This window comes from Proteus sp. G2674, assembly GCF_009915195.1.
Classification (GTDB): Bacteria; Pseudomonadota; Gammaproteobacteria; order Enterobacterales; family Enterobacteriaceae; genus Proteus; species Proteus mirabilis.
The window spans coordinates 1-19,802 of record NZ_JAABLS010000013.1 but is presented as its reverse complement, the minus strand read 5'-3'; the positions used below and the strand labels follow the sequence as shown (position 1 = coordinate 19,802).

Genomic DNA, 19,802 nt, shown 5'->3' with positions numbered 1-19,802 from the left:
TGCCTCTATTTATACATAAAATGAGTAACGGTCCATGTTTTTTCATCAACAACAACTTCTAAAGTATATTCTTTTACTTCATTTATATTTTTACCATTAAGATTTTTTATTTTTGATGAGTAACGATACTTTTTTATTTTGATAATATATCTTTTAAGTATTAAAGCAGATCTACCTTTAGTGTCTACCCCTCTCTGACCATATCTTATTGCTTTTTCAATAATTGTTATTGGAACATATCTTTCTGCTTCAGCCATGTGAGATGCGGCTTTAGGTGTGAATTTTAAAGTTCTAGGTGATAATCCTATTTTTAGTCGTCCACGTAAAAGTGAAATTAAATGATCTGTTAATTTAATAGTTCCTGCTTTGACTAAAGATGTACCACCTCCTTTAAGTAAAGTAGTGAGCTTCGCTCCATTTTTAACAAACCATCCCCCAAGTAAAATTATATCTAAAGGATCAATTAATGGTGATACTAAAGGTAGTTCATATTTACCTAAATATTCACCAGTTGCATCATAAACATCATAAACTCCAGATATGCCATATAGATAGCCTATGCACATTCCGGAATCTTCATCGACGACAGGTACTGACCCTGATGGTATAGTGTCAGTTAATTCTAGAGCAAAATACTCTCCTTCAACTAATGGTGATTTAAAGTCATAGACTCTACCAATATCATTATAATCAAAAGGTCTAATATTTATATCATCATCCATGCAAATATCCTTATGCTTAATTAACAATTTAGACTCAGATAAGAATCATGATATGAAATGAGCGAATTTACTACTTAAACTTCTCTATTAAATACTATAAAAATATTTCAGTATTATTTTAATCGCTAAATCACACATAGTATTAAAGCCCAATTTCACAGTTTATAATAGTATATCAACACCTCATTTTTATGAGGTGTTGATATACATATAAATAGATTAGCACTTGTTAAAAACTTGTCCAATCATCATCTTCATCTTCTTTGAATGTTGATTGGTTATGGTTTTTTGGCTCTTTTATTCTTGAGTCTTGTTGATTTTCTTTTATGGGCGATAACCCAATATTTGCTGATTTCTCAACGGGTTTTGTTAATGTGCTCTTCTTCGAAAATAGACTTTCCGCTGTTTTAAATTGCTCAACAATTTGCTCAAGATCACCCGCCTCTTCGGTTAGTAAACTCGCTACAGCAGAAGATTGCTCCACCATTGCGGCATTTTGTTGTGTCGCTTTATCCATTTCAGTGACGGCTAAGGAGACTTGAGAAATGCCTCGCGTTTGTTCTTCTGATGCAGATAAAATTTCAGTCATTGAGCTTTCAACATGTTTAACTGATGTGAGGATCTCATCCATTGAAGTACTGACTTGTTCAACCAGTTGATTACCTTGTTTGACGCGGTTAATCGACGCATCAATAAGCTCTTTGATCTCTTTTGCCGCCTCTGCACTGCGTTGCGCCAATTCTCTTACTTCTGTGGCAACAACAGAAAAACCACGTCCTTGCTCTCCTGCTCTGGCCGCTTCTACCGCAGCATTGAGTGATAATATATTGGTTTGAAAAGCAATGCTGTTGATAACCGTTGTGATCTCGCCAATCTTTTGAGAGCTTTGTGCAATATCGTTCATGGTTTTTACCATTCTATGGGTAACATCCCCCCCTTTACTGGCAATATTAGAGGTTTGATTGATAAGGTGTGATACTTCACGAGCACTTTCAGTATTATTTTTTACTGTGGCGGTTAGTTGTTCCATACTAGAAGCGGTTTCTTCTAAAGCGCTCGCTTGCTCTTGAGTACGACTAGATAGATCATTATTACCAGCACTGAGCTCTTGTACACCATTATAAATATGATGACTTGTTCCGCGAATAGCATTGACTATCAGTGATAATTCAGACCGCATATACTGTATTCCATTAATAAGTTGGTCTATCTCATTATTACCTTTGACTTTTATGGTGCTATTTTCAAGTAAATTCCCTTGTGAGATATCTGACATATAATCAATGACTTGTTTAATACGTAACACGATATGGTGGCGTATCCACAACATGACAAACACCGTAAATAAGATAAATACCGACATAAAAATAAACGCGAAGATCAACGCGCGTTGGTAATTACCCTGTGCGGCTTCTATAGCGTGGTTGACGACATTATCGCTAAGATGATCCGTTGCCTCATAAAGTGATTGTGTGAAGCGCTCATTCGTATTGTGAGCATAAAGCGATTGGAAACCGTAATAATCTCGTATTTCTAAACATGAAACGAGCTGGTCAAGATCGTAAATGACACGCTGAAATAGTTTTTTCATTTTCGCCACTTTTTCGCGATCAAAATCGGCATTTTCAGCGGAGGTAAAATATTGGGTAATAATGCTAGAGACTTCTTTTTTTCGTTGAGGGTAAGAGGAGAGGAAATCTGTAATTTTGCTTTCAGCAAGATCTGGGGTGAGATGAGCATCAAACATTACATTAAGCATATCTTCACGTAATTTATTTAATGCGGCATAACCATAATCCATGGTTTTTATCTGTTCAAAACCATCGGCTAACTGTGAAATTCGCTTATTAGTTAAATAAGCATCACGAATGCCTGTAGCACCAGAAAACAACTGAATGGCACAAAACAAGATCAAAATAAACATTAAGCCACTAGATATTTTTATTCGTTTAAGCATAGCCTTACCTATTTCATTAATTTGTAGGATAAAGAGCAAGGAACGACAAACATACATCAGTTAAATTTATTCGGCTTAATAATTGAAAACTTTACTTTTTTTATCTATTTTGTGACTGAAAACGACTTATTTTGCTTTTTTTCGCTTTAATTAACCGCTAATAACTAAAATTTTCTAATGATTGGTGTAAGGTGCTAGAGGAAAAAAATAATTTATTAGCAAGGCGAATTATTAGTAATTAAAAGTTTCTAATGATTGATGAGAAAGAAAAGAAAAATATCAGTAAGCAAAGTGCTGTCTGATTTTTATAACCTATATAGAATAGGAAAATTTATAATTGATTTTAAGAAATACCTCCAATCTTGTTTGATTGAAGGTATTAACGGTAGAGGTCTTTAATACAGATGTAACGTGTTATTTAAACTTTGTCGCAGGTTAATATTATTGTAGGTTATTTAGCTTAAAAACTTTCCCAATTGTCATCGGCTTCATGATGATGGGATTTTATTGTGGATGTCGTTGCTGTTTTTGTTATTTCCGGTTCAGCTGGCTTAGCCGAGAATGTTGGTGATCGTGGTGATGTAACCGCGACTTGTTCTACCTTGAAGGTATTTACAATCATATCTAACATTGAGGCTTGTTCACTTAGTGTTGCTGAAGCAGCTGTAGATTGTTCCACCATCGCGGCATTTTGTTGTGTCGCTTTATCCATTTCATTAACTGCAAGGCTAATCTGAGCAATGCCACGAGTTTGCTCTTCTGATGCTGCTAAAATCTCTTTCATCGAGCCTGATACATGGTTAACTGATGTGACGATCTCTCCCATAGATAAGCTGACTTGTTCGACAAGATCATTACCCTGTTTTACTCGTAAAATAGTTGATTCAATGAGTTCTTTTATCTCTTTTGCCGCCTCCGCACTACGTTGCGCCAAATTACGTACCTCACTGGCTACCACAGAAAAACCGCGTCCTTGCTCACCGGCTCTGGCTGCTTCTACTGCGGCATTGAGTGCTAATATATTGGTTTGAAAAGCGATATCATCAATCACTGCGGTGATCTCACCAATTTTTTGCGAACGATCGGCAATGTCTGTCATGGTCATCACCATCTTATTGCTATGCTCACCACCTTGAACAGCAATATCTGCTGTGCTCATGACTAACTGAGTGACTTCACGTGCGCTTTCGGTATTATTTCTGACTGTTGCGGTAAGCTGTTCCATGCTGGAAGCCGTTTCTTCTAAAGCACTAGCTTGCTCTTCGGTACGACTTGATAAATCGTTATTACCGGCGGCAATTTCTTGAACACCACTATAAATCGTTGTACTACTGTTACGGATAGCGCTAACCATTTCTTTTAAGCGCGCTCGCATTTGTTGTAAACCCAACATAAGTTGGTCTATTTCATTGCGGCCTGTAATATCATGGTCAATGCGACTAATTAAATCTCCACTAGCAATCGCCTCTTGATATTCAATCATTTGGTTAATGCGTACAATAATATGTTTACGGATCCAAAAGAGCACTAATGTCGTAAATATCAGGAATATACCCATGAATAGGGAGGCTATCCATAGCATCTCGTGATAGTTATCTTCTGCTTCAATCACCGACGGATTAACAACGTCATCAGTAATGAAATCTGTTGCTTCATATAATGAATTAGTGAAGTTATCGTTGGCTGGACTTTTTAAGATCAAACGAATTGCATTGGTATTACGTTCATTTAAATATTGCACAAGAAGATCTAAGTCATAACGACTTTTTTGATAAAGTTGTTTGATCTCTGCCATGCGTTGCTGATCAAATCCAGTTTGTGCAGATAGTTCGACATATTCATTCATCAACGTATCCACCTCCGCCTTACGTGCATCCATCGTTTGTATGAATGTAGTAATATTAGCATCTTCCACCTGTGGATTAGCAATATAACTAAACGCCTGCGCAATAATATCAGTACGTAAAGTATTTAACGCCGCGTAGGTGTTATCCATAGTGCGTAACTGGTCGAAACTGTATGAGATTTGTTTTAATTTGTTTTGAGTTTGGTAGGCATCGTGAATGCTTTGTACTCCAGATATTACCTGAATAATACAAAACAGAGTCAGGACACACATTAAACCTTGAGAGATTTTAATTCGTTTTAACATAACCCTACCTATTAGCTTGGCCTTTTTCTTCGCCAGTGGGAGTTCCACTTAGCAGAATGATTAATTCGGCTGGTAGATTAAAAACTTTAGCTAGAAAATGAGTATTTCCCTTACTTAATACAAATAATGGGTAAATAAATGATAGATAACTATTTAAATTGGATAATTGCGTACAAGGTGAGGATATAATTTTGTGTAAAACGTGCTACTGTGACAGGAAATAAAGGCGTTAAGTTAAATGACTTATATAAATTTTTTAAATGTATTTTAATGAAAAGGAACTATATTATTTTAATAGTTCCTTTTTAGGCATTAATGAAAAATAGTTATTGAGACTCAAAAGCGTTGGTCATCTCTTCTAGTTTTTCTTGTAATTCCATCCACGCCATCTCAACTTCTTCTAAAGCCGATTTGGCAATACTTTGACGGCTTAAGCAATTGGTAAGTGTCGCCTTGTTCTTCGCTTCATAAATTTGACTATCAGAAAGCTCAGTTTCGATGGCGGCCAGCTCTTGGCTAAGCTTATCCATCTTGCTTTCTAATGTGGTGAGCTTTTTGCGCAAAGGTTGAGTTTGTTGCCTAAACTCCGCCTCTTTACGCTTTTGCTCTTTTTTATCTTGAGCCGTTAAGTTCGAGGCGTTTGTTGTTTCTTGATCGGGTTGCGTTTTATTTGCTTGAGTCTCTTGGCGATTTTGATCAACTAACCATTGCTGGTAATCATCAAGGTCGCCTTCGAATGGCTCTACTTGACCATCATGGACGAGATATAAATCGTCTGTGGTTGAGCGTAATAAATGCCTATCATGGGATACCACAACAATCGCACCTTCAAAGCTAATTAGCGCTTGTGTTAATGCTTGTCGCATATCTAAATCAAGGTGGTTGGTTGGTTCATCCATTAGTAGTAAATTTGGGCGTTGCCAAACCAGTAGCGATAAAACTAAACGTGCTTTTTCACCACCAGAAAATTGGCCACATGCATCGGTGACTTTATCACCATGGAAACCAAACCCCCCTAGATAATCACGTAATTTTTGCTCAGTCTCTTGTGGCGCTAAACGGGTTAAATGTTGTAATGCAGATTCATCGGCACGTAAATATTCCAGCTGATGCTGGGCGAAATAACCTAATTTGATCCCTTTGGAAAGGGCAACCTTTCCTTGTAGTGGTGCTAATTCTCCAGCTAACAGCTTAATTAATGTAGATTTACCTGCACCATTACGGCCTAAGAGACCAATTCGTGAGCCGGGAATTAAGTTAAGTTTGATGTTATTAAGGATAATCTTATCACCGTAACCGGCACTGACTTTTTCCATAGACAGAAGCGGGTTTGGTAAGCTTTCTGGTTGGCGAAAACTAAACTGGAACGGGTTATCTGAGTGCGCGGGGGCCACTCGCTCCATACGTTCAAGCATTTTGACACGGCTTTGTGCCTGTTTGGCTTTAGTCGCTTTCGCCTTAAAGCGGTCAATAAAACTTTGTAAATGGGCAATTTTTGCTTGCTGATTTTCAAAGAGTGCTTGTTGTTGTGCCAATTTTGTTGCACGTTGTATTTCAAACGAAGAGTAGTTACCTGAATATTCAAATATTTTCTCTTGTTCAATATGTAAGATTTTATCCACAATCGGATCAAGAAAATCTCGGTCGTGGGAAATTAAAATCAACGTACCATTATAACTTTTTAGCCATTTTTCTAGCCAAATTACCGCATCTAAATCTAAGTGGTTAGTCGGTTCATCAAGTAGTAATAGATCAGAACGACAAATTAGTGCCTGTGCTAAGTTTAAGCGCATTCGCCAACCACCAGAAAATGATTTTACTGGCTCAGTGAGTTGTTGTTGGCTGAATCCCAAGCCATTAAGTAATGTAGCCGCACGAGATTGAATAGTCCACGCATTAATAGCATCGAGTTGGCCGTGGATCAGGGCAATAGCATGACCATCGTTATTGTCGTTCGCCTGTTGTAGACGACGCTCCAACTCGCGGTATTCTCTATCACCATCAATAACATAATCAATGGCAGGAACGTCTAAAGCGGGTGTCTCTTGATTTACCCATGCCATTGACCAAGTGCTAGGAAACGTCACATTACCCGCTTCAGCTTGTAGATCCCCTTTTAATAAAGAGAGCAGTGTGGTTTTGCCACAGCCATTTTTACCCACAAGACCAATCTTTTGTCCTGGATTAATCGTTGCGCTGGCATTATCAAGTAATACCCTGACACCGCGGCGAATTTGCAAAGAAGAAAAAACAATCATAAATGTCGTCTATTAAGAGTATGTAAATTAATATATAGAGTAAGTTGTTCGTAACAGTTGGTCACAATGCGTGCATGGTAACGGAAAAAAAGGTTTCTGACACGTTTTGTAAGGAGGAATGATGTCAAACGCATCAAATGTTTTACTGGTGTATGTCCATCCCGAACCGCGTCAATCTATCGCCAATAAAGCGTTGTTGCGTGCGGTACGGGATCTGGAAAATATAACAATTCATGATTTATATGCTACTTACCCTGATTTCTTTATCGATATTCACCGTGAACAAGCGCTATTGTGTCAACACCAAGTTATTGTATTTCAGTTTCCATTACAAACTTATAGTTGTCCTGCGTTATTAAAAGAGTGGCAAGATAGAGTGCTCACGCGCCCTTTTGCTAATAAAGTTGGACGAGCTCAACTTAAAGGTAAAACATTCCGTTGCGTAGTGACTACTGGTGAGCCTGAACATGCTTATCAACATAATGGTAAAAATCACTACACACTATCTGAATTATTGCGTCCTATCGAGTTAATGGCGGAAATGTGTGGTATGCGCTGGTTATCGCCGATGATTATTTACTCCGCAAGGCAACAGTCCAAAACAACACTAGGGCATATTAGTGATGCTTATCGCCAATGGTTACAAGCACCGTTAGAGGGGGAACACGCGGATGGAAGATAATTGGATGATAAAAGCCGTGCTGTTTTTCTTATGTGCTGCCGTGATTATGGTACCCATTGCACAACGCTTAAAAATTGGTGCGGTATTAGGCTATTTAATTGCTGGTATTGCGATTGGCCCTTGGGGATTAGGATTATTTAAAGATGTTGATTACATCTTACACTTTTCTGAATTAGGGGTTGTTTTTTTAATGTTCCTGATTGGGCTGGAGTTAAATCCAGCTAAGCTTTGGGAGTTACGGCGAGCAATATTTGGTGTCGGCGCCATGCAGGTTGTCTTTACTGCATCTATTATCACAGGGCTACTTTTACTCTTAACTTCTTTTTCGTGGCAAGCGGCATTGATTGGTGGCCTAGGTATCGCCATGTCATCAACTGCGATGGCTTTACAATTGATGAATGAAAAAGGAATGAATCATAACGAAGGAGGCCAGTTGGGTTTTGCGGTTTTACTCTTTCAAGATATGGCCGTTATTCCTATTCTTGCGGTGATCCCTTTACTTGCTGGTGAAACAGCCAGTAGTGATTGGTATCGTATTGCCCTAAAAATAGTCTCATTCGCTGCATTATTAATTTGTGGCCGCTATTTATTGCGCCCACTATTTCGCTTAATTGTTAAATCGGGTGTGAGAGAAGTTTTTACCGCTGGTGCGCTATTAGTGGTATTAGGGTCAGCACTCTTTATGGAAATGATTGGCTTTTCCATGGCGATGGGAACTTTTATTGCAGGGGTATTATTAGCTGACTCTGAATATCGTCATGAATTAGAAATCTCGATTGAACCTTTTAAAGGCTTATTGTTAGGGTTGTTTTTCATCTCCGTCGGTATGTCCCTCAATATAGGTATATTGTGGGATTATTTACCGCAAGTGTTACTGGGCGTTGTTATTTTAGTCTTGATTAAAGGGTTGGTACTTTATGGTATCGCTTGGTTAGCGAGATTACGTTTTTCGACACGTTTACAATTTTCAGCCGTATTAAGCCAAGGCGGTGAATTTGCTTTTGTTGTTTTTTCTACCTCTATGGCGATGGGGGTATTAAATAGTGAACAGATGGCATTGCTTTTGGTTGTCGTAACGCTTTCAATGATGACTACGCCACTTGTGATGCAAATGACAGACGCCGTGTTATCGCGCCGTTATAATGATGCAAAGATAGACGAAGAGCCTTTTGTTGAAAATAACCATCCAGAAGTGATCTTGGTGGGCTTTGGTCGTATGGGGCAGGTAGTCGGGCGTCTACTTATGGCCAATAAAGTCAACGTGACCGTATTAGAGCATGATGTTGGTAGTTTAAGTACCATGCGTAAATATGGTTATAAAGTTTATTATGGCGATGCGACAGACTTGAATTTATTACGTGCTGCGGGGGCTGAACACGCGAAAGCCATTGTGATCACCAGTAATGAGCCTGAGGCGACAATGGAAATTGTCCATTTATGCCAGCGCCATTTTCCTCAATTACAAATTATTGCCAGAGCCAGAGGACGTGTTGAAGCACATGAGCTATTAAAAGCAGGGGTGACAGAGTTTAGTCGAGAAACCTTCTCGAGTGCTTTAGAGCTAGGACGTAAAACTTTAATTGAACTTGGTATGCACCCACATCAGGCCTATCGTGCACAACAGCATTTTCGTCGTCTAGATATGCAGTTATTAAGAAAGTTAGTGGACGAATCACCTGAAGAAGTCTCGAATGTTTCACGTGTTAAAGAGGCTCGTCGTGAATTAGAAGAGCTGTTTAATGAAGAGATGAGACAAGAGCACCACCAGCCTGATATTTGGGACGAATCGTTAACTGATGCTATCCCTCAAGTAAATAGAGAAAAAAGACCCATTGATAAACAGGAGAACTGACCCCATGTCTGCAACCCGTAAGCGTTTTATTGCTGGCGCAGTATGTCCCCACTGTCAAGCCCAAGATACACTGAAAATGTGGCGAGAAGATAAAGTGGATATTGTGGAATGCGCTCAATGTGGTCATCAGCAAAGGCAAACAGACGGTGAGGTTAGTGCACTTGTGCGTGAAAATGAACAGGTCATCGGGATCTTTACACCACAATAATTGTAGGTTTTTTTGATATAACCCGATACAGACGATTTATTTTTCGTTACAATCGGGAAAATTTTGCCCACGGGTATGTAGGAGATGTCATGAAAGTAGCAAACGACTTGGTAGTTAGTCTGGCTTATCAAGTAAGAACAGAAGACGGTGTTTTAGTTGATGAGTCCCCGGTGAGTGCACCGCTAGACTATCTACATGGCCGTGGTTCTTTAATCAGTGGTTTAGAAAATGCATTAACGGGTCGTGAAGTTGGTGAGAAGTTCGACGTTGAAGTCGCTTCTGATGACGCATATGGCCAATACGATGAAAACTTAGTTCAACGTGTACCGAAAGATGTTTTTGTTGGTGTTGATGAGTTAGAAGTGGGTATGCGCTTCTTAGCTGATACAGATCAAGGCCCAGTACCAGTAGAAATTACCGGTATTGAGGGTGACGAAGTTATCGTTGATGGTAACCACATGTTAGCGGGTCAAAACCTGAAGTTTCATGTAGAAATCGTTGCTATCCGTGAAGCCACTGAAGAAGAATTAGCTCATGGTCATGTTCATGGTGAAGATGAAGGTCATGAATGTTGTGGCGGACATGGTCACGGTGAAGAAGGTGGATGCTGTGGTGGTGGTCATGGCCATGATCACGATCACGGTGAAGAAGGTGGATGTTGTGGTGGCGGTCATGGCAAAGGTGGTCACGGCCACGGTCATGGCGGTTGTGGTTGCCAACATTAATCTTGTGAAACCATTGAAAAAGGAGCGTGATAACGCTCCTTTTTTGTTATAGCCTACAGTCTCACTTGAAGTTAATAATGAGGTGGTGGGGTCTCATCTTCAGGGCGAGCGAGCATTGACGATTGGGATGACTTCAATCGTTCGGTGACGATTTTTAAGGCCTCTTTAAAACGACTAATTTCAATTTGTTGTTGTGTGACCACCTGATTTAACTCTTCGATGGTGGCATCTTGGAAAGCAATTTTACTCTCTAATTGAATAAGTAACTCTTCTATTTCCTTAATGTCCATGTTTTTTCTCCTTGTTATGTGATGTCATATAATGACTAATATAGTGAATTACTGAGTAAAATTTAATATTATTTACTGATATATACACAGTAAGACATAAATCTGGTTTGAGTTAAAAGACTATTTTGTTAATGTGGTAACACGCTGTGCTGACGAAAATCCTAACATTAACGGTTGTGGGTGTCGGCAAATATTTTTAATTCATATAAAATTGTTACCCGCGGATGAGATCTACTCCGCAACGACAGAAAGAAGTGATGCAAAACGTATTTGCTAAGATTTAAGATGATCGTTTGCAACGCGTAGTGACTCACTAACATAAACTGGAGAACGGGATGAAATCTTTATTAAAAACGACGTTGTTGGCAACAAGTTTAGCATTTGCATTTAGTGCACCTCATGCACTGGCAGAAGAGACAGCTAAAGTACCAACATTAAATAGCGCGTTTAAAACTCAGGATGAGCAGAATGCATATGCTTTAGGCGCGTCAATGGGTCGCTATATGGAAGCTGCATTAACAGAACAAAAAAATATCGGTATTAATTTAGATTCAAAACAATTATTAGCCGGTGTTCAAGATGCCTTTAATAATAAATCTAAATTATCAGATGCAGAAATTGAATTAACGCTGGCAGCTTTTGAAGATCAAGTACGTACAGTTGCAACGGCGAAAATGGAAAAAGAAGCTGCAGAGAATAAAGCTGCTGGTGATAAATTCCGTACAGAATTTGCGGCTGAAAAAGGTGTCGTTAAAACTAAATCTGGCCTACTGTATTTAGTTGAAAATCCAGGTAAAGGTAAAACACCAACAGATGCTGATCGCGTTACTGTGAACTATAAAGGTATGCTGATTGACGGTAAACAATTTGATAGTTCTTATGATCGTAAAGAGCCTTTAACTATTAGCCTGAAAAGTGTTATCCCAGGTTGGACTGAAGGTATGAAATACATTAAAGAAGGCGGAAAAATTAAGTTAGTTATTCCACCTGAATTAGGTTACGGTCAACGTGCAACGAGTGGCATTCCAGCTAACTCAACATTAGTCTTTGAAGTTGAATTGCTGAGTGTTGAAAGCGACAAATAATCAGTTGCTTAATGAAAAAATGCTGGAGTACTATTCCAGCATTTTTGTTTGTTTATTTTATTTTTTCTTCAACAATCATTGAGTTAGTCTTTTTAAATACAAAAATAAGACCAATAATAATGGCGCCCATCCCCGCTAAACTAAGCCAAGACATTTTATTGCCTAAGAAGATATAATCCATTAACGCAGTTACTCCCGGTACTAAATAGAATAAGCTAGTCACATTAACCAGATTACCTGCAGTTAACAGTCGGTAGAGTAGTAATTGTGCCACGACAGAAATAATAATTGCTAGCCAAAGTACGGGAACAATAAAACCAATATCCCAAGATTGCTGCATAGGTTGAAATGGAATAAATAATAAGCATAGCGTTAAACTAACCACATATTGTATCGGCAATGCCTCCATAGGCGCTAATTGTAATTTCTTTTGGGAAATTGCGCCAAAGCTCATACAGAGGAGTGCAATAAGTGCATAAATCATTCCTGTTAATGAGAGTGAAGTATTAAATAAACTCTGCGCAACCACTAATACTAATCCTATCAAAGCAATAAATAGTCCTAATAATCGACTCGCAGTAAAGTGTCGTTCAATGATCCATAAAGTGAGGATTGGCTGAATACCCATAATAGTGGCGAGCATCCCTGGTGTAATACTGTTAGCGAGCGCTAACAAGTAACAAATAGAGTAACCACCGATAATGAGCAATCCAACCCATGCTGTTTTTAAACGGCTTCCTTTAGGGGGAAGAAATTGGCGACGTTGGAGACAAAGTAGGGTAAGAAACAGTAATGCAATAACAAAACGCCAAGTCAAAATGGCAAATGAGCTGCCATTATCTAAACCCCAACGAGAAAAAATAGCACCACTACTCCAAAGTAGAACAAAAAGCGTAGTAGGGGCAAACTTTGCCCAATATTGACCTAAAAACATAAGTAAACCTGTAAAAGTGTGTAGAAACAGCAGTAATGTCGAGATAACGGTTATGTCATTCTGATAGGAGAATCAATAGTAATAATCTCTCTGCATACATATAGTAATGAATATATTCTAGCCAGATAAATTATAGAAGTGCATAACAGTGCTAAAGGTAAACTGTTTCTCTAGCAACTTTTGCATAAAATAAGCGAGAGAAAATGGAGATATAGTCGGTTTCACCAGCGGATCGATATTTTATAATATTTGTTAAAATTTTTAGATAATTAGCATATTAATAGGGTTAACAACTTCTTAAAATAGCATAATATTTAAATATAACTGGTGTGCTTAGCTTCATTAAGCTTTTTCTTGATCCCCGAAATAGGGTAATTTTACCAAGAGAAATGCGTGAGTAATGTAAAAATAGAAAGAAAATAAAGCAAAGCTGTGACCTATGACAAAGCTCTTATTCTAAGACTCTTGACGTAGATCCCTTGACGATTTAACGTCAAGATTGTACAGGACTTTATATTTAAATTTTAATATTGAATTGATTCATGAAGATGAATCATTATAAATAATAAGACCTCAAGTCATTATCATAATTAAAGCCTTTAAGGATTATATAATCAAATGTCTAGCCCGTTATTCTATGGTGACAGCAACGAGTTTGAAAAACTAGATAGCCGACCTTTTACTCAAACTGATCACGAAATTTTAAAGTCATATGAGGCTGCAGTAGATGGTTTAGCCATGTTAATTGGTCATCACTGCGAAATCGTATTGCACTCTCTGGAAGATTTGAAATGTTCAGCGGTTAAAATTGCGAATGGGGAACATACAGGCCGTAAGATTGGTTCACCTATTACCGATTTAGCATTACAAATGTTGCACGATATTACAGATGAAGATTCAAGTTTTTCAAAAGCGTATTTTACCCGTGCAAAAAGTGGCGCTTTGATGAAATCAATTACGATCGCTATTCGTAATCGTGAGCGCCGTGTTATTGGTTTATTATGTATTAATATGAACCTTGATGTCCCATTCTCTGAGATTATTAAAACCTTTATTCCTGAAGAAACGCATGAAGTGGCTTCTGATGTGAATTTTGCTTCTTCTGTCGATGATCTCGTGGCACAAACACTTGAATTTACGATTGAAGAAGTGAATAACGATCGTGAAGTGGCTAATAACGCGAAAAATAAACAAGTGGTGTTAAATCTTTATGAGAAAGGGATCTTTGATATCAAAGACGCGATAAATCAAGTTGCTGATAGACTGAATATTTCTAAACATACTGTGTATCTCTATATCCGCCAATTTAAAAATGGAGAGTAGAGTAATACGATGAATCTGACATATTGCTTGCTGGTGACAGGGCCACATTATGGCACGGAACAAGCTTCTAGCGCTTATTTATTTGCTAAAGCGTTGCTTGAAAAAGGTCATCACATCGCACAAGTATTTTTTTATCGTGAAGGTGTGTCCAATGCTAATCAATTGGTCTCACCCGCAAGTGATGAATTTGACTTGCCAAAAGCCTGGATAGCATTAGCTTCACGCTACAATATCCCTTTGCAGGTTTGTGTTGCTGCAGCATTACGGCGTGGTGTTGTTGATGAGCAACAAGCTAAAGAGCAGGGGTTACTGAGCAGCAATATGGCAACAAAGTTTGAGCTAAGTGGCTTAGGAGCCCTCGCTCAAGCGATGTTAACTTGTGATCGTGTGGTGCAGTTTTAATGAAGAAAATGAATTCTGTGGCGTTTATCTTTACTCAGGCACCTCATGGTAATAGTGCTGGGCGTGAAGGTTTAGATGCGCTATTAGCAACTTCCGCCTTAACCGAAAATATAGGTGTTTTTTTTCTTTCTGATGGCGTGTTCCAATTACTGGAAAATCAACAGCCTGAAGGTGTTCTTTCTCGTCATCATGCAGCTACATTTAAAATCCTCCCCTTGTATGATGTGACAAACGTCTATATATCACAAGAAGATCTAGCTCATCGTGGTTTATCGTCACAAACAATGTTTATTCTTGATGCCAAGGTTATAACAGGTCAAGAGATTGCTCAAAAACTGAGTCACTATGACGTGGTATTACGTTTTTAATGATGAGTTAGTCAAGAAGGATGAACGGTTATGTTGTATACTTACTCCGTCTCTATTTACCAAAGTGATTTGGACGCATTTTTGTCTTTATTGACAAAGCATGATGAAGTTTTATTAATCCAAGATGGTGTACTAGCCGTTCTTGAAGATAATCCTTTATTAATTTATTGTCTGGCTCAGCAAATTTCTGTTTATGCATTAATTGATGATGTTCTCGCGCGAGGCCTAAAAGATCAGGTTTCTCATCAGATTAAACTTATCAATTATGGTGATTTTGTCGATTTAACGGTAAAACACCCCCAACAAATTCACTGGGGCGCGTAGAATTGCTGTATAATTCTTGACACATGAGCTCGTCAGCAATAAAATTCTGCGTCCTCATGTTTTGTCTTGTCGACAAGACAGAGTTCAAATCCGTGTTTACGAAGCAAAAACCAGGAGCTTTTTTTAAATGGCAACTATTAATCAGCTGGTGCGCAAATCTCGTAGCTCGAAAGTTGTTAAAAGCAACGTTCCAGCTCTGGAAGCTTGCCCGCAAAAACGTGGCGTATGTACTCGTGTATATACTACCACTCCTAAAAAACCAAACTCAGCACTGCGTAAAGTATGCCGTGTTCGTTTGACTAACGGTTTCGAAGTTTCTTCCTACATCGGTGGTGAAGGCCACAACTTGCAGGAGCACTCCGTAATCCTTATCCGTGGTGGTCGTGTTAAAGACTTACCAGGTGTGCGTTACCACACTGTTCGCGGCGCGCTGGACTGTTCCGGTGTTAAAGACCGTAAACAAGGTCGCTCTAAGTACGGTGTGAAGAAGCCAAAGGCTTAATGGTTCTCCGTTAAGTAAGGCCAAACATTTTTTCACAATTAATGTCAAAATAAACTCATCGAGTTTTGGACAACCCTGAATTTTAAACGGAGTATTTCCATGCCACGTCGTCGTGTAATTGGTCAACGTAAAATTCTGCCAGATCCTAAGTTCGGATCAGAACTACTGGCCAAATTTGTTAACATTCTGATGGTAGACGGTAAAAAATCTACTGCAGAATCTATTGTTTATAATGCGCTAGAGACCCTGGCTCAGCGTTCAGGCAAAACTGAACTGGAAGCGTTCGAAATCGCATTAGATAACGTACGTCCTACTGTGGAAGTTAAATCCCGCCGTGTTGGTGGTTCAACTTACCAAGTTCCAGTTGAAGTACGCCCAGTTCGTCGTAATGCATTAGCAATGCGTTGGATTGTTGAAGCTGCTCGTAAACGCGGTGATAAATCCATGGCTCTTCGCCTGGCAAATGAATTATCTGATGCGGCTGAAAACAAAGGCGCTGCTGTTAAGAAACGTGAAGACGTTCACCGTATGGCAGATGCAAACAAGGCGTTCGCACACTACCGCTGGTAATCCGCGAAGTAGTCGCAACTCTTTTCAGGACAGCTATGCTGTCCTTTACCTGAATTGAACGCCCACGAGAGAGGAAAAAATGGCTCGTCAAACCCCCATAGCACGCTATCGTAATATCGGTATTAGTGCGCACATCGACGCCGGTAAAACCACTACAAGTGAACGTATTCTGTTTTATACCGGTGTAAACCATAAAATTGGTGAAACTCACGAAGGTTCAGCAACAATGGACTGGATGGAGCAAGAGCAGGAACGTGGTATCACTATCACATCCGCTGCAACTACTGCATTCTGGTCTGGTATGGCTAAACAGTTTGAGCCTCACCGTGTAAACATCATCGACACCCCAGGACACGTTGACTTCACTATCGAAGTAGAACGTTCTATGCGTGTTCTTGATGGCGCGGTTATGGTTTACTGTGCAGTTGGTGGTGTTCAGCCTCAGTCAGAAACAGTATGGCGCCAGGCTAACAAATATCATGTACCACGTATCGCGTTCGTTAACAAAATGGACCGTATGGGTGCAAACTTCTTACGTGTAGTTGAACAAATCAAAACACGTTTAGCTGCAAACCCAGTTCCACTGCAAATCCCAGTAGGCGCTGAAGAAGATTTCACTGGTGTTGTTGACCTGATCAAAATGAAAGCGATTCGCTGGAATGAAGAAGATCAAGGCGTCACCTTCGAATACGAAGACATTCCTGCTGATTTACAAGATCTAGCAGAAGAGTGGCACAACAACCTGATCGAATCTGCAGCTGAAGCATCAGAAGAACTGATGGACAAATATCTAGGCGGTGAAGAACTGTCAGAAGCAGAAATTAAATCTGCGCTGCGTAAACGCGTTCTAGATAACGAAATTATCCTGGTTACCTGTGGTTCTGCATTTAAGAACAAAGGTGTTCAGGCAATGCTGGATGCAGTTATTGAATATCTGCCAGCACCAACAGATGTACCTGCAATTAAAGGTATTTTACCAGATGGTAAAGATACTCCAGCAGAACGTCATTCAAGCGATGAAGAGCCTTTCTCTTCTCTGGCATTTAAAATCGCAACTGACCCATTTGTTGGTAACTTAACGTTCTTCCGTGTTTATTCCGGTGTTGTAAACTCTGGTGACACGGTTCTGAACCCAGTTAAAGACAAAAAAGAACGTTTTGGCCGTATCGTTCAGATGCATGCTAATAAACGTGAAGAAATTAAAGAAGTTCGTGCAGGTGACATCGCTGCTGCTATCGGTCTGAAAGACGTTACTACAGGTGATACACTGTGTGCAATTGATGCACCAATCATCTTAGAACGTATGGAATTCCCAGAGCCAGTAATCTCTGTTGCTATCGAACCTAAGACTAAAGCTGACCAAGAAAAAATGGGTATCGCTCTGAACCGTCTGGCTCAAGAAGATCCATCTTTCCGTGTATCTAGTGATGAAGAGTCTGGACAGACTATCATCGCAGGTATGGGTGAGCTACACTTAGACGTGTTAGTTGACCGTATGCGTCGTGAGTTTAAAGTTGAAGCGAACGTAGGTAAACCACAAGTTGCTTACCGTGAAACAATTCGCGAAGAAATTACTGACGTTGAAGGTAAACACGCTAAACAATCTGGTGGTCGTGGTCAGTATGGTCATGTTGTTATTGACCTTAGCCCATTACCATCAGGTGGTGAAGAGAACTATGTGTTCGTCAACGATATCGTTGGTGGTGTAATTCCTAAAGAATTCATCCCAGCTGTTGACAAAGGTATCCAAGAACAGCTGAAATCAGGTCCTTTAGCCGGTTACCCTGTTGTTGATATCAAAGCTCGTCTGCACTTCGGTTCTTACCATGATGTTGACTCCTCAGAGATCGCGTTTAAAATTGCTGCATCTATGGCCTTTAAAGAAGGTTTCATGAAAGCAAAACCGATTCTGTTAGAGCCAATCATGAAAGTTGAGATTGAAACGCCAGAAGATTACATGGGCGACGTTATCGGTGACTTAAACCGTCGTCGTGGTATGGTTGAAGGTATGGACGATCTACCTACTGGTAAGATCATTCGTGCACAAGTACCACTGGCTGAAATGTTCGGTTATGCAACTGACCTGCGTTCACAAACTCAGGGTCGTGCTTCATACTCAATGGAGTTCTTGAAGTACAACGAAGCGCCTAGCAACGTCGCTCAGGCTATTATCGAAGCTCGTAAAGCGAAATAAGATCCTTTCGAGTTCAATTTAGTTTACGCTCCCTCTGTGAGAGGGAGCGATATTAAGGAATATAGTCGTGTCTAAAGAAAAATTTGAACGTTCAAAACCGCACGTTAACGTTGGTACTATCGGCCACGTTGACCACGGTAAAACAACTCTGACTGCTGCAATCACTACAGTTTTAGCTAAAACTTACGGTGGTGCTGCTCGTGCATTCGACCAAATCGATAATGCGCCAGAAGAAAAAGCGCGTGGTATCACCATCTCTACTTCACACGTAGAATACGATACTCCAACTCGCCACTACGCACACGTAGACTGCCCAGGTCACGCCGACTATGTTAAAAACATGATCACTGGTGCTGCGCAAATGGACGGAGCTATTCTGGTAGTAGCAGCAACTGATGGTCCAATGCCACAAACTCGTGAGCACATCCTGTTAGGTCGTCAGGTTGGTGTTCCTTACATCATCGTATTCCTGAACAAATGTGACATGGTAGATGATGAAGAGCTGTTAGAATTAGTTGAAATGGAAGTTCGTGAACTTCTGTCTCAATACGATTTCCCAGGTGATGACACTCCAGTAATCCGTGGTTCAGCGCTGAAAGCACTGGAAGGCGAAGCAGAGTGGGAAGCAAAAATTGTTGAATTAGCAGAAGCACTGGATTCTTATATCCCAGAGCCAGAGCGTGCAATTGACAAACCATTCCTGTTACCAATCGAAGATGTATTCTCAATCTCAGGCCGTGGTACAGTAGTTACTGGTCGTGTAGAGCGTGGTATCATCAAAGTAGGTGATGAAGTTGAGATTGTTGGTATCAAAGAAACCGCAAAAACAACTTGTACTGGCGTTGAAATGTTCCGTAAATTACTTGACGAAGGTCGTGCAGGTGAGAACGTAGGTGTTCTACTGCGTGGTACAAAACGTGAAGAAATCGAACGTGGACAAGTACTGGCGAAACCAGGCTCAATCAACCCACACAACAAATTTGAATCAGAAGTTTATATTCTGAGCAAAGATGAAGGTGGTCGTCACACTCCATTCTTCAAAGGCTACCGTCCACAGTTCTACTTCCGTACAACTGACGTAACTGGTACTATCGAATTACCAGAAGGCGTAGAAATGGTAATGCCAGGCGACAACGTGAACATGATCGTTGAACTGATCCACCCAATCGCAATGGACGAAGGTTTACGCTTCGCAATCCGTGAAGGTGGCCGTACAGTAGGTGCGGGTGTTGTTGCTAAAGTATTAGGTTAATT

19 protein-coding genes are annotated in these 19,802 nt (G+C 39.8%); 13 read left to right on the top strand and 6 right to left on the bottom strand.

The features are described 5' to 3' along the window. Nucleotides 1-5 precede the first annotated feature (5 nt). From GWI58_RS05290 to GWI58_RS05275, 4 genes are all read right to left on the bottom strand, one after another. Nucleotides 6-722, bottom strand: coding sequence for a hypothetical protein (locus GWI58_RS05290; protein ID WP_036919225.1), 717 nt, complete (start codon nt 720-722; stop codon nt 6-8). A 229-nt stretch (nt 723-951) separates the two neighbouring features. Further along, nucleotides 952-2,679 (bottom strand): methyl-accepting chemotaxis protein, encoded by a 1,728-nt coding sequence (locus tag GWI58_RS05285; protein WP_110229555.1) that lies wholly within the window; start codon nt 2,677-2,679, stop codon nt 952-954. Nucleotides 2,680-3,139: 460 nt separating this feature from the next. Continuing rightward, entirely contained in the window at nt 3,140-4,831 is a 1,692-nt protein-coding gene (locus GWI58_RS05280) for a methyl-accepting chemotaxis protein (protein ID WP_004249116.1), read from the bottom strand. 326 nt (nt 4,832-5,157) lie between these two features. Further along, nucleotides 5,158-7,089, bottom strand: a complete 1,932-nt coding sequence (locus tag GWI58_RS05275; RefSeq protein WP_110229554.1) for an ABC transporter ATP-binding protein — start codon at nt 7,087-7,089, stop codon at nt 5,158-5,160. A 121-nt stretch (nt 7,090-7,210) separates the two neighbouring features. Here GWI58_RS05275 and kefG point away from each other — a divergent pair, with 121 nt between their 5' ends. The 4 genes from kefG (at nt 7,211) to slyD (ending at nt 10,556) form a co-directional block, all read left to right on the top strand. Further along, nucleotides 7,211-7,771, top strand: coding sequence for a glutathione-regulated potassium-efflux system ancillary protein KefG (gene kefG, locus GWI58_RS05270; protein WP_004246884.1), 561 nt, complete (start codon nt 7,211-7,213; stop codon nt 7,769-7,771). Then, nucleotides 7,761-9,623, top strand: coding sequence for a glutathione-regulated potassium-efflux system protein KefB (gene kefB, locus GWI58_RS05265; protein WP_094959582.1), 1,863 nt, complete (start codon nt 7,761-7,763; stop codon nt 9,621-9,623). The genes kefG and kefB overlap by 11 nt, the downstream gene beginning before the upstream one ends. Nucleotides 9,624-9,627: 4 nt before the next feature. Continuing rightward, nucleotides 9,628-9,831 carry a YheV family putative zinc ribbon protein gene (locus GWI58_RS05260; protein WP_004246886.1) on the top strand — a complete coding sequence of 68 codons (204 nt, stop codon included), beginning with the start codon at nt 9,628-9,630 and terminating at the stop codon, nt 9,829-9,831. Between the two features lie 89 nt (nt 9,832-9,920). Further along, the gene (gene slyD / locus GWI58_RS05255; protein ID WP_004246887.1) at nt 9,921-10,556 is read left to right on the top strand and encodes a peptidylprolyl isomerase; all 636 of its coding nucleotides are present in this window, start codon (nt 9,921-9,923) and stop codon (nt 10,554-10,556) included. Between the two features lie 71 nt (nt 10,557-10,627). On the opposite strand, the gene GWI58_RS05250 is transcribed toward slyD, so the two are convergent. After that, nucleotides 10,628-10,846: a SlyX family protein gene (locus tag GWI58_RS05250; protein ID WP_004246888.1), complete on the bottom strand. Its 219-nt coding sequence runs from the start codon at nt 10,844-10,846 to the stop codon at nt 10,628-10,630. A gap of 335 nt (nt 10,847-11,181) precedes the next feature. On the opposite strand from GWI58_RS05250, the gene fkpA reads away from it, so the two are divergent. Then, nucleotides 11,182-11,931 (top strand): FKBP-type peptidyl-prolyl cis-trans isomerase, encoded by a 750-nt coding sequence (gene fkpA, locus GWI58_RS05245; protein WP_004246889.1) that lies wholly within the window; start codon nt 11,182-11,184, stop codon nt 11,929-11,931. A gap of 52 nt (nt 11,932-11,983) precedes the next feature. On the opposite strand, the gene GWI58_RS05240 is transcribed toward fkpA, so the two are convergent. Continuing rightward, on the bottom strand, nt 11,984-12,865 hold the full coding sequence (locus tag GWI58_RS05240) for a DMT family transporter (protein WP_094959584.1): 882 nt from the start codon (nt 12,863-12,865) through the stop codon (nt 11,984-11,986). A gap of 618 nt (nt 12,866-13,483) precedes the next feature. Here GWI58_RS05240 and GWI58_RS05235 point away from each other — a divergent pair. The 8 genes from GWI58_RS05235 to tuf all read left to right on the top strand — a co-directional run bounded on the left by GWI58_RS05235 (nt 13,484) and on the right by tuf (nt 19,800). Beyond that, nucleotides 13,484-14,188 carry a helix-turn-helix transcriptional regulator gene (locus GWI58_RS05235; protein WP_004246891.1) on the top strand — a complete coding sequence of 235 codons (705 nt, stop codon included), beginning with the start codon at nt 13,484-13,486 and terminating at the stop codon, nt 14,186-14,188. A gap of 9 nt (nt 14,189-14,197) precedes the next feature. Continuing rightward, the gene (gene tusD / locus GWI58_RS05230; RefSeq protein ID WP_004246892.1) at nt 14,198-14,590 is read left to right on the top strand and encodes a sulfurtransferase complex subunit TusD; all 393 of its coding nucleotides are present in this window, start codon (nt 14,198-14,200) and stop codon (nt 14,588-14,590) included. Continuing rightward, entirely contained in the window at nt 14,590-14,958 is a 369-nt protein-coding gene (gene tusC / locus GWI58_RS05225; RefSeq protein ID WP_094959585.1) for a sulfurtransferase complex subunit TusC, read from the top strand. Before tusD ends, tusC begins: the two co-directional genes overlap by 1 nt. A 30-nt stretch (nt 14,959-14,988) precedes the next feature. After that, a complete protein-coding gene (tusB, locus tag GWI58_RS05220) occupies nt 14,989-15,282 on the top strand; it encodes a sulfurtransferase complex subunit TusB (RefSeq protein WP_004246894.1) in 294 nt (97 codons plus the stop codon). Between the two features lie 127 nt (nt 15,283-15,409). Then, complete coding sequence (gene rpsL / locus GWI58_RS05215) at nt 15,410-15,784, top strand: 30S ribosomal protein S12 (protein ID WP_004246896.1); 375 nt, start codon at nt 15,410-15,412, stop codon at nt 15,782-15,784. Between the two features lie 99 nt (nt 15,785-15,883). Next, entirely contained in the window at nt 15,884-16,354 is a 471-nt protein-coding gene (rpsG, locus tag GWI58_RS05210; protein ID WP_004246897.1) for a 30S ribosomal protein S7, read from the top strand. Nucleotides 16,355-16,433: 79 nt separating this feature from the next. Then, nucleotides 16,434-18,548, top strand: a complete 2,115-nt coding sequence (gene fusA / locus GWI58_RS05205; RefSeq protein ID WP_094959586.1) for an elongation factor G — start codon at nt 16,434-16,436, stop codon at nt 18,546-18,548. A 67-nt stretch (nt 18,549-18,615) separates the two neighbouring features. Further along, entirely contained in the window at nt 18,616-19,800 is a 1,185-nt protein-coding gene (tuf, locus tag GWI58_RS05200) for an elongation factor Tu (RefSeq protein WP_004249692.1), read from the top strand. Nucleotides 19,801-19,802: the final 2 nt, after the last annotated feature.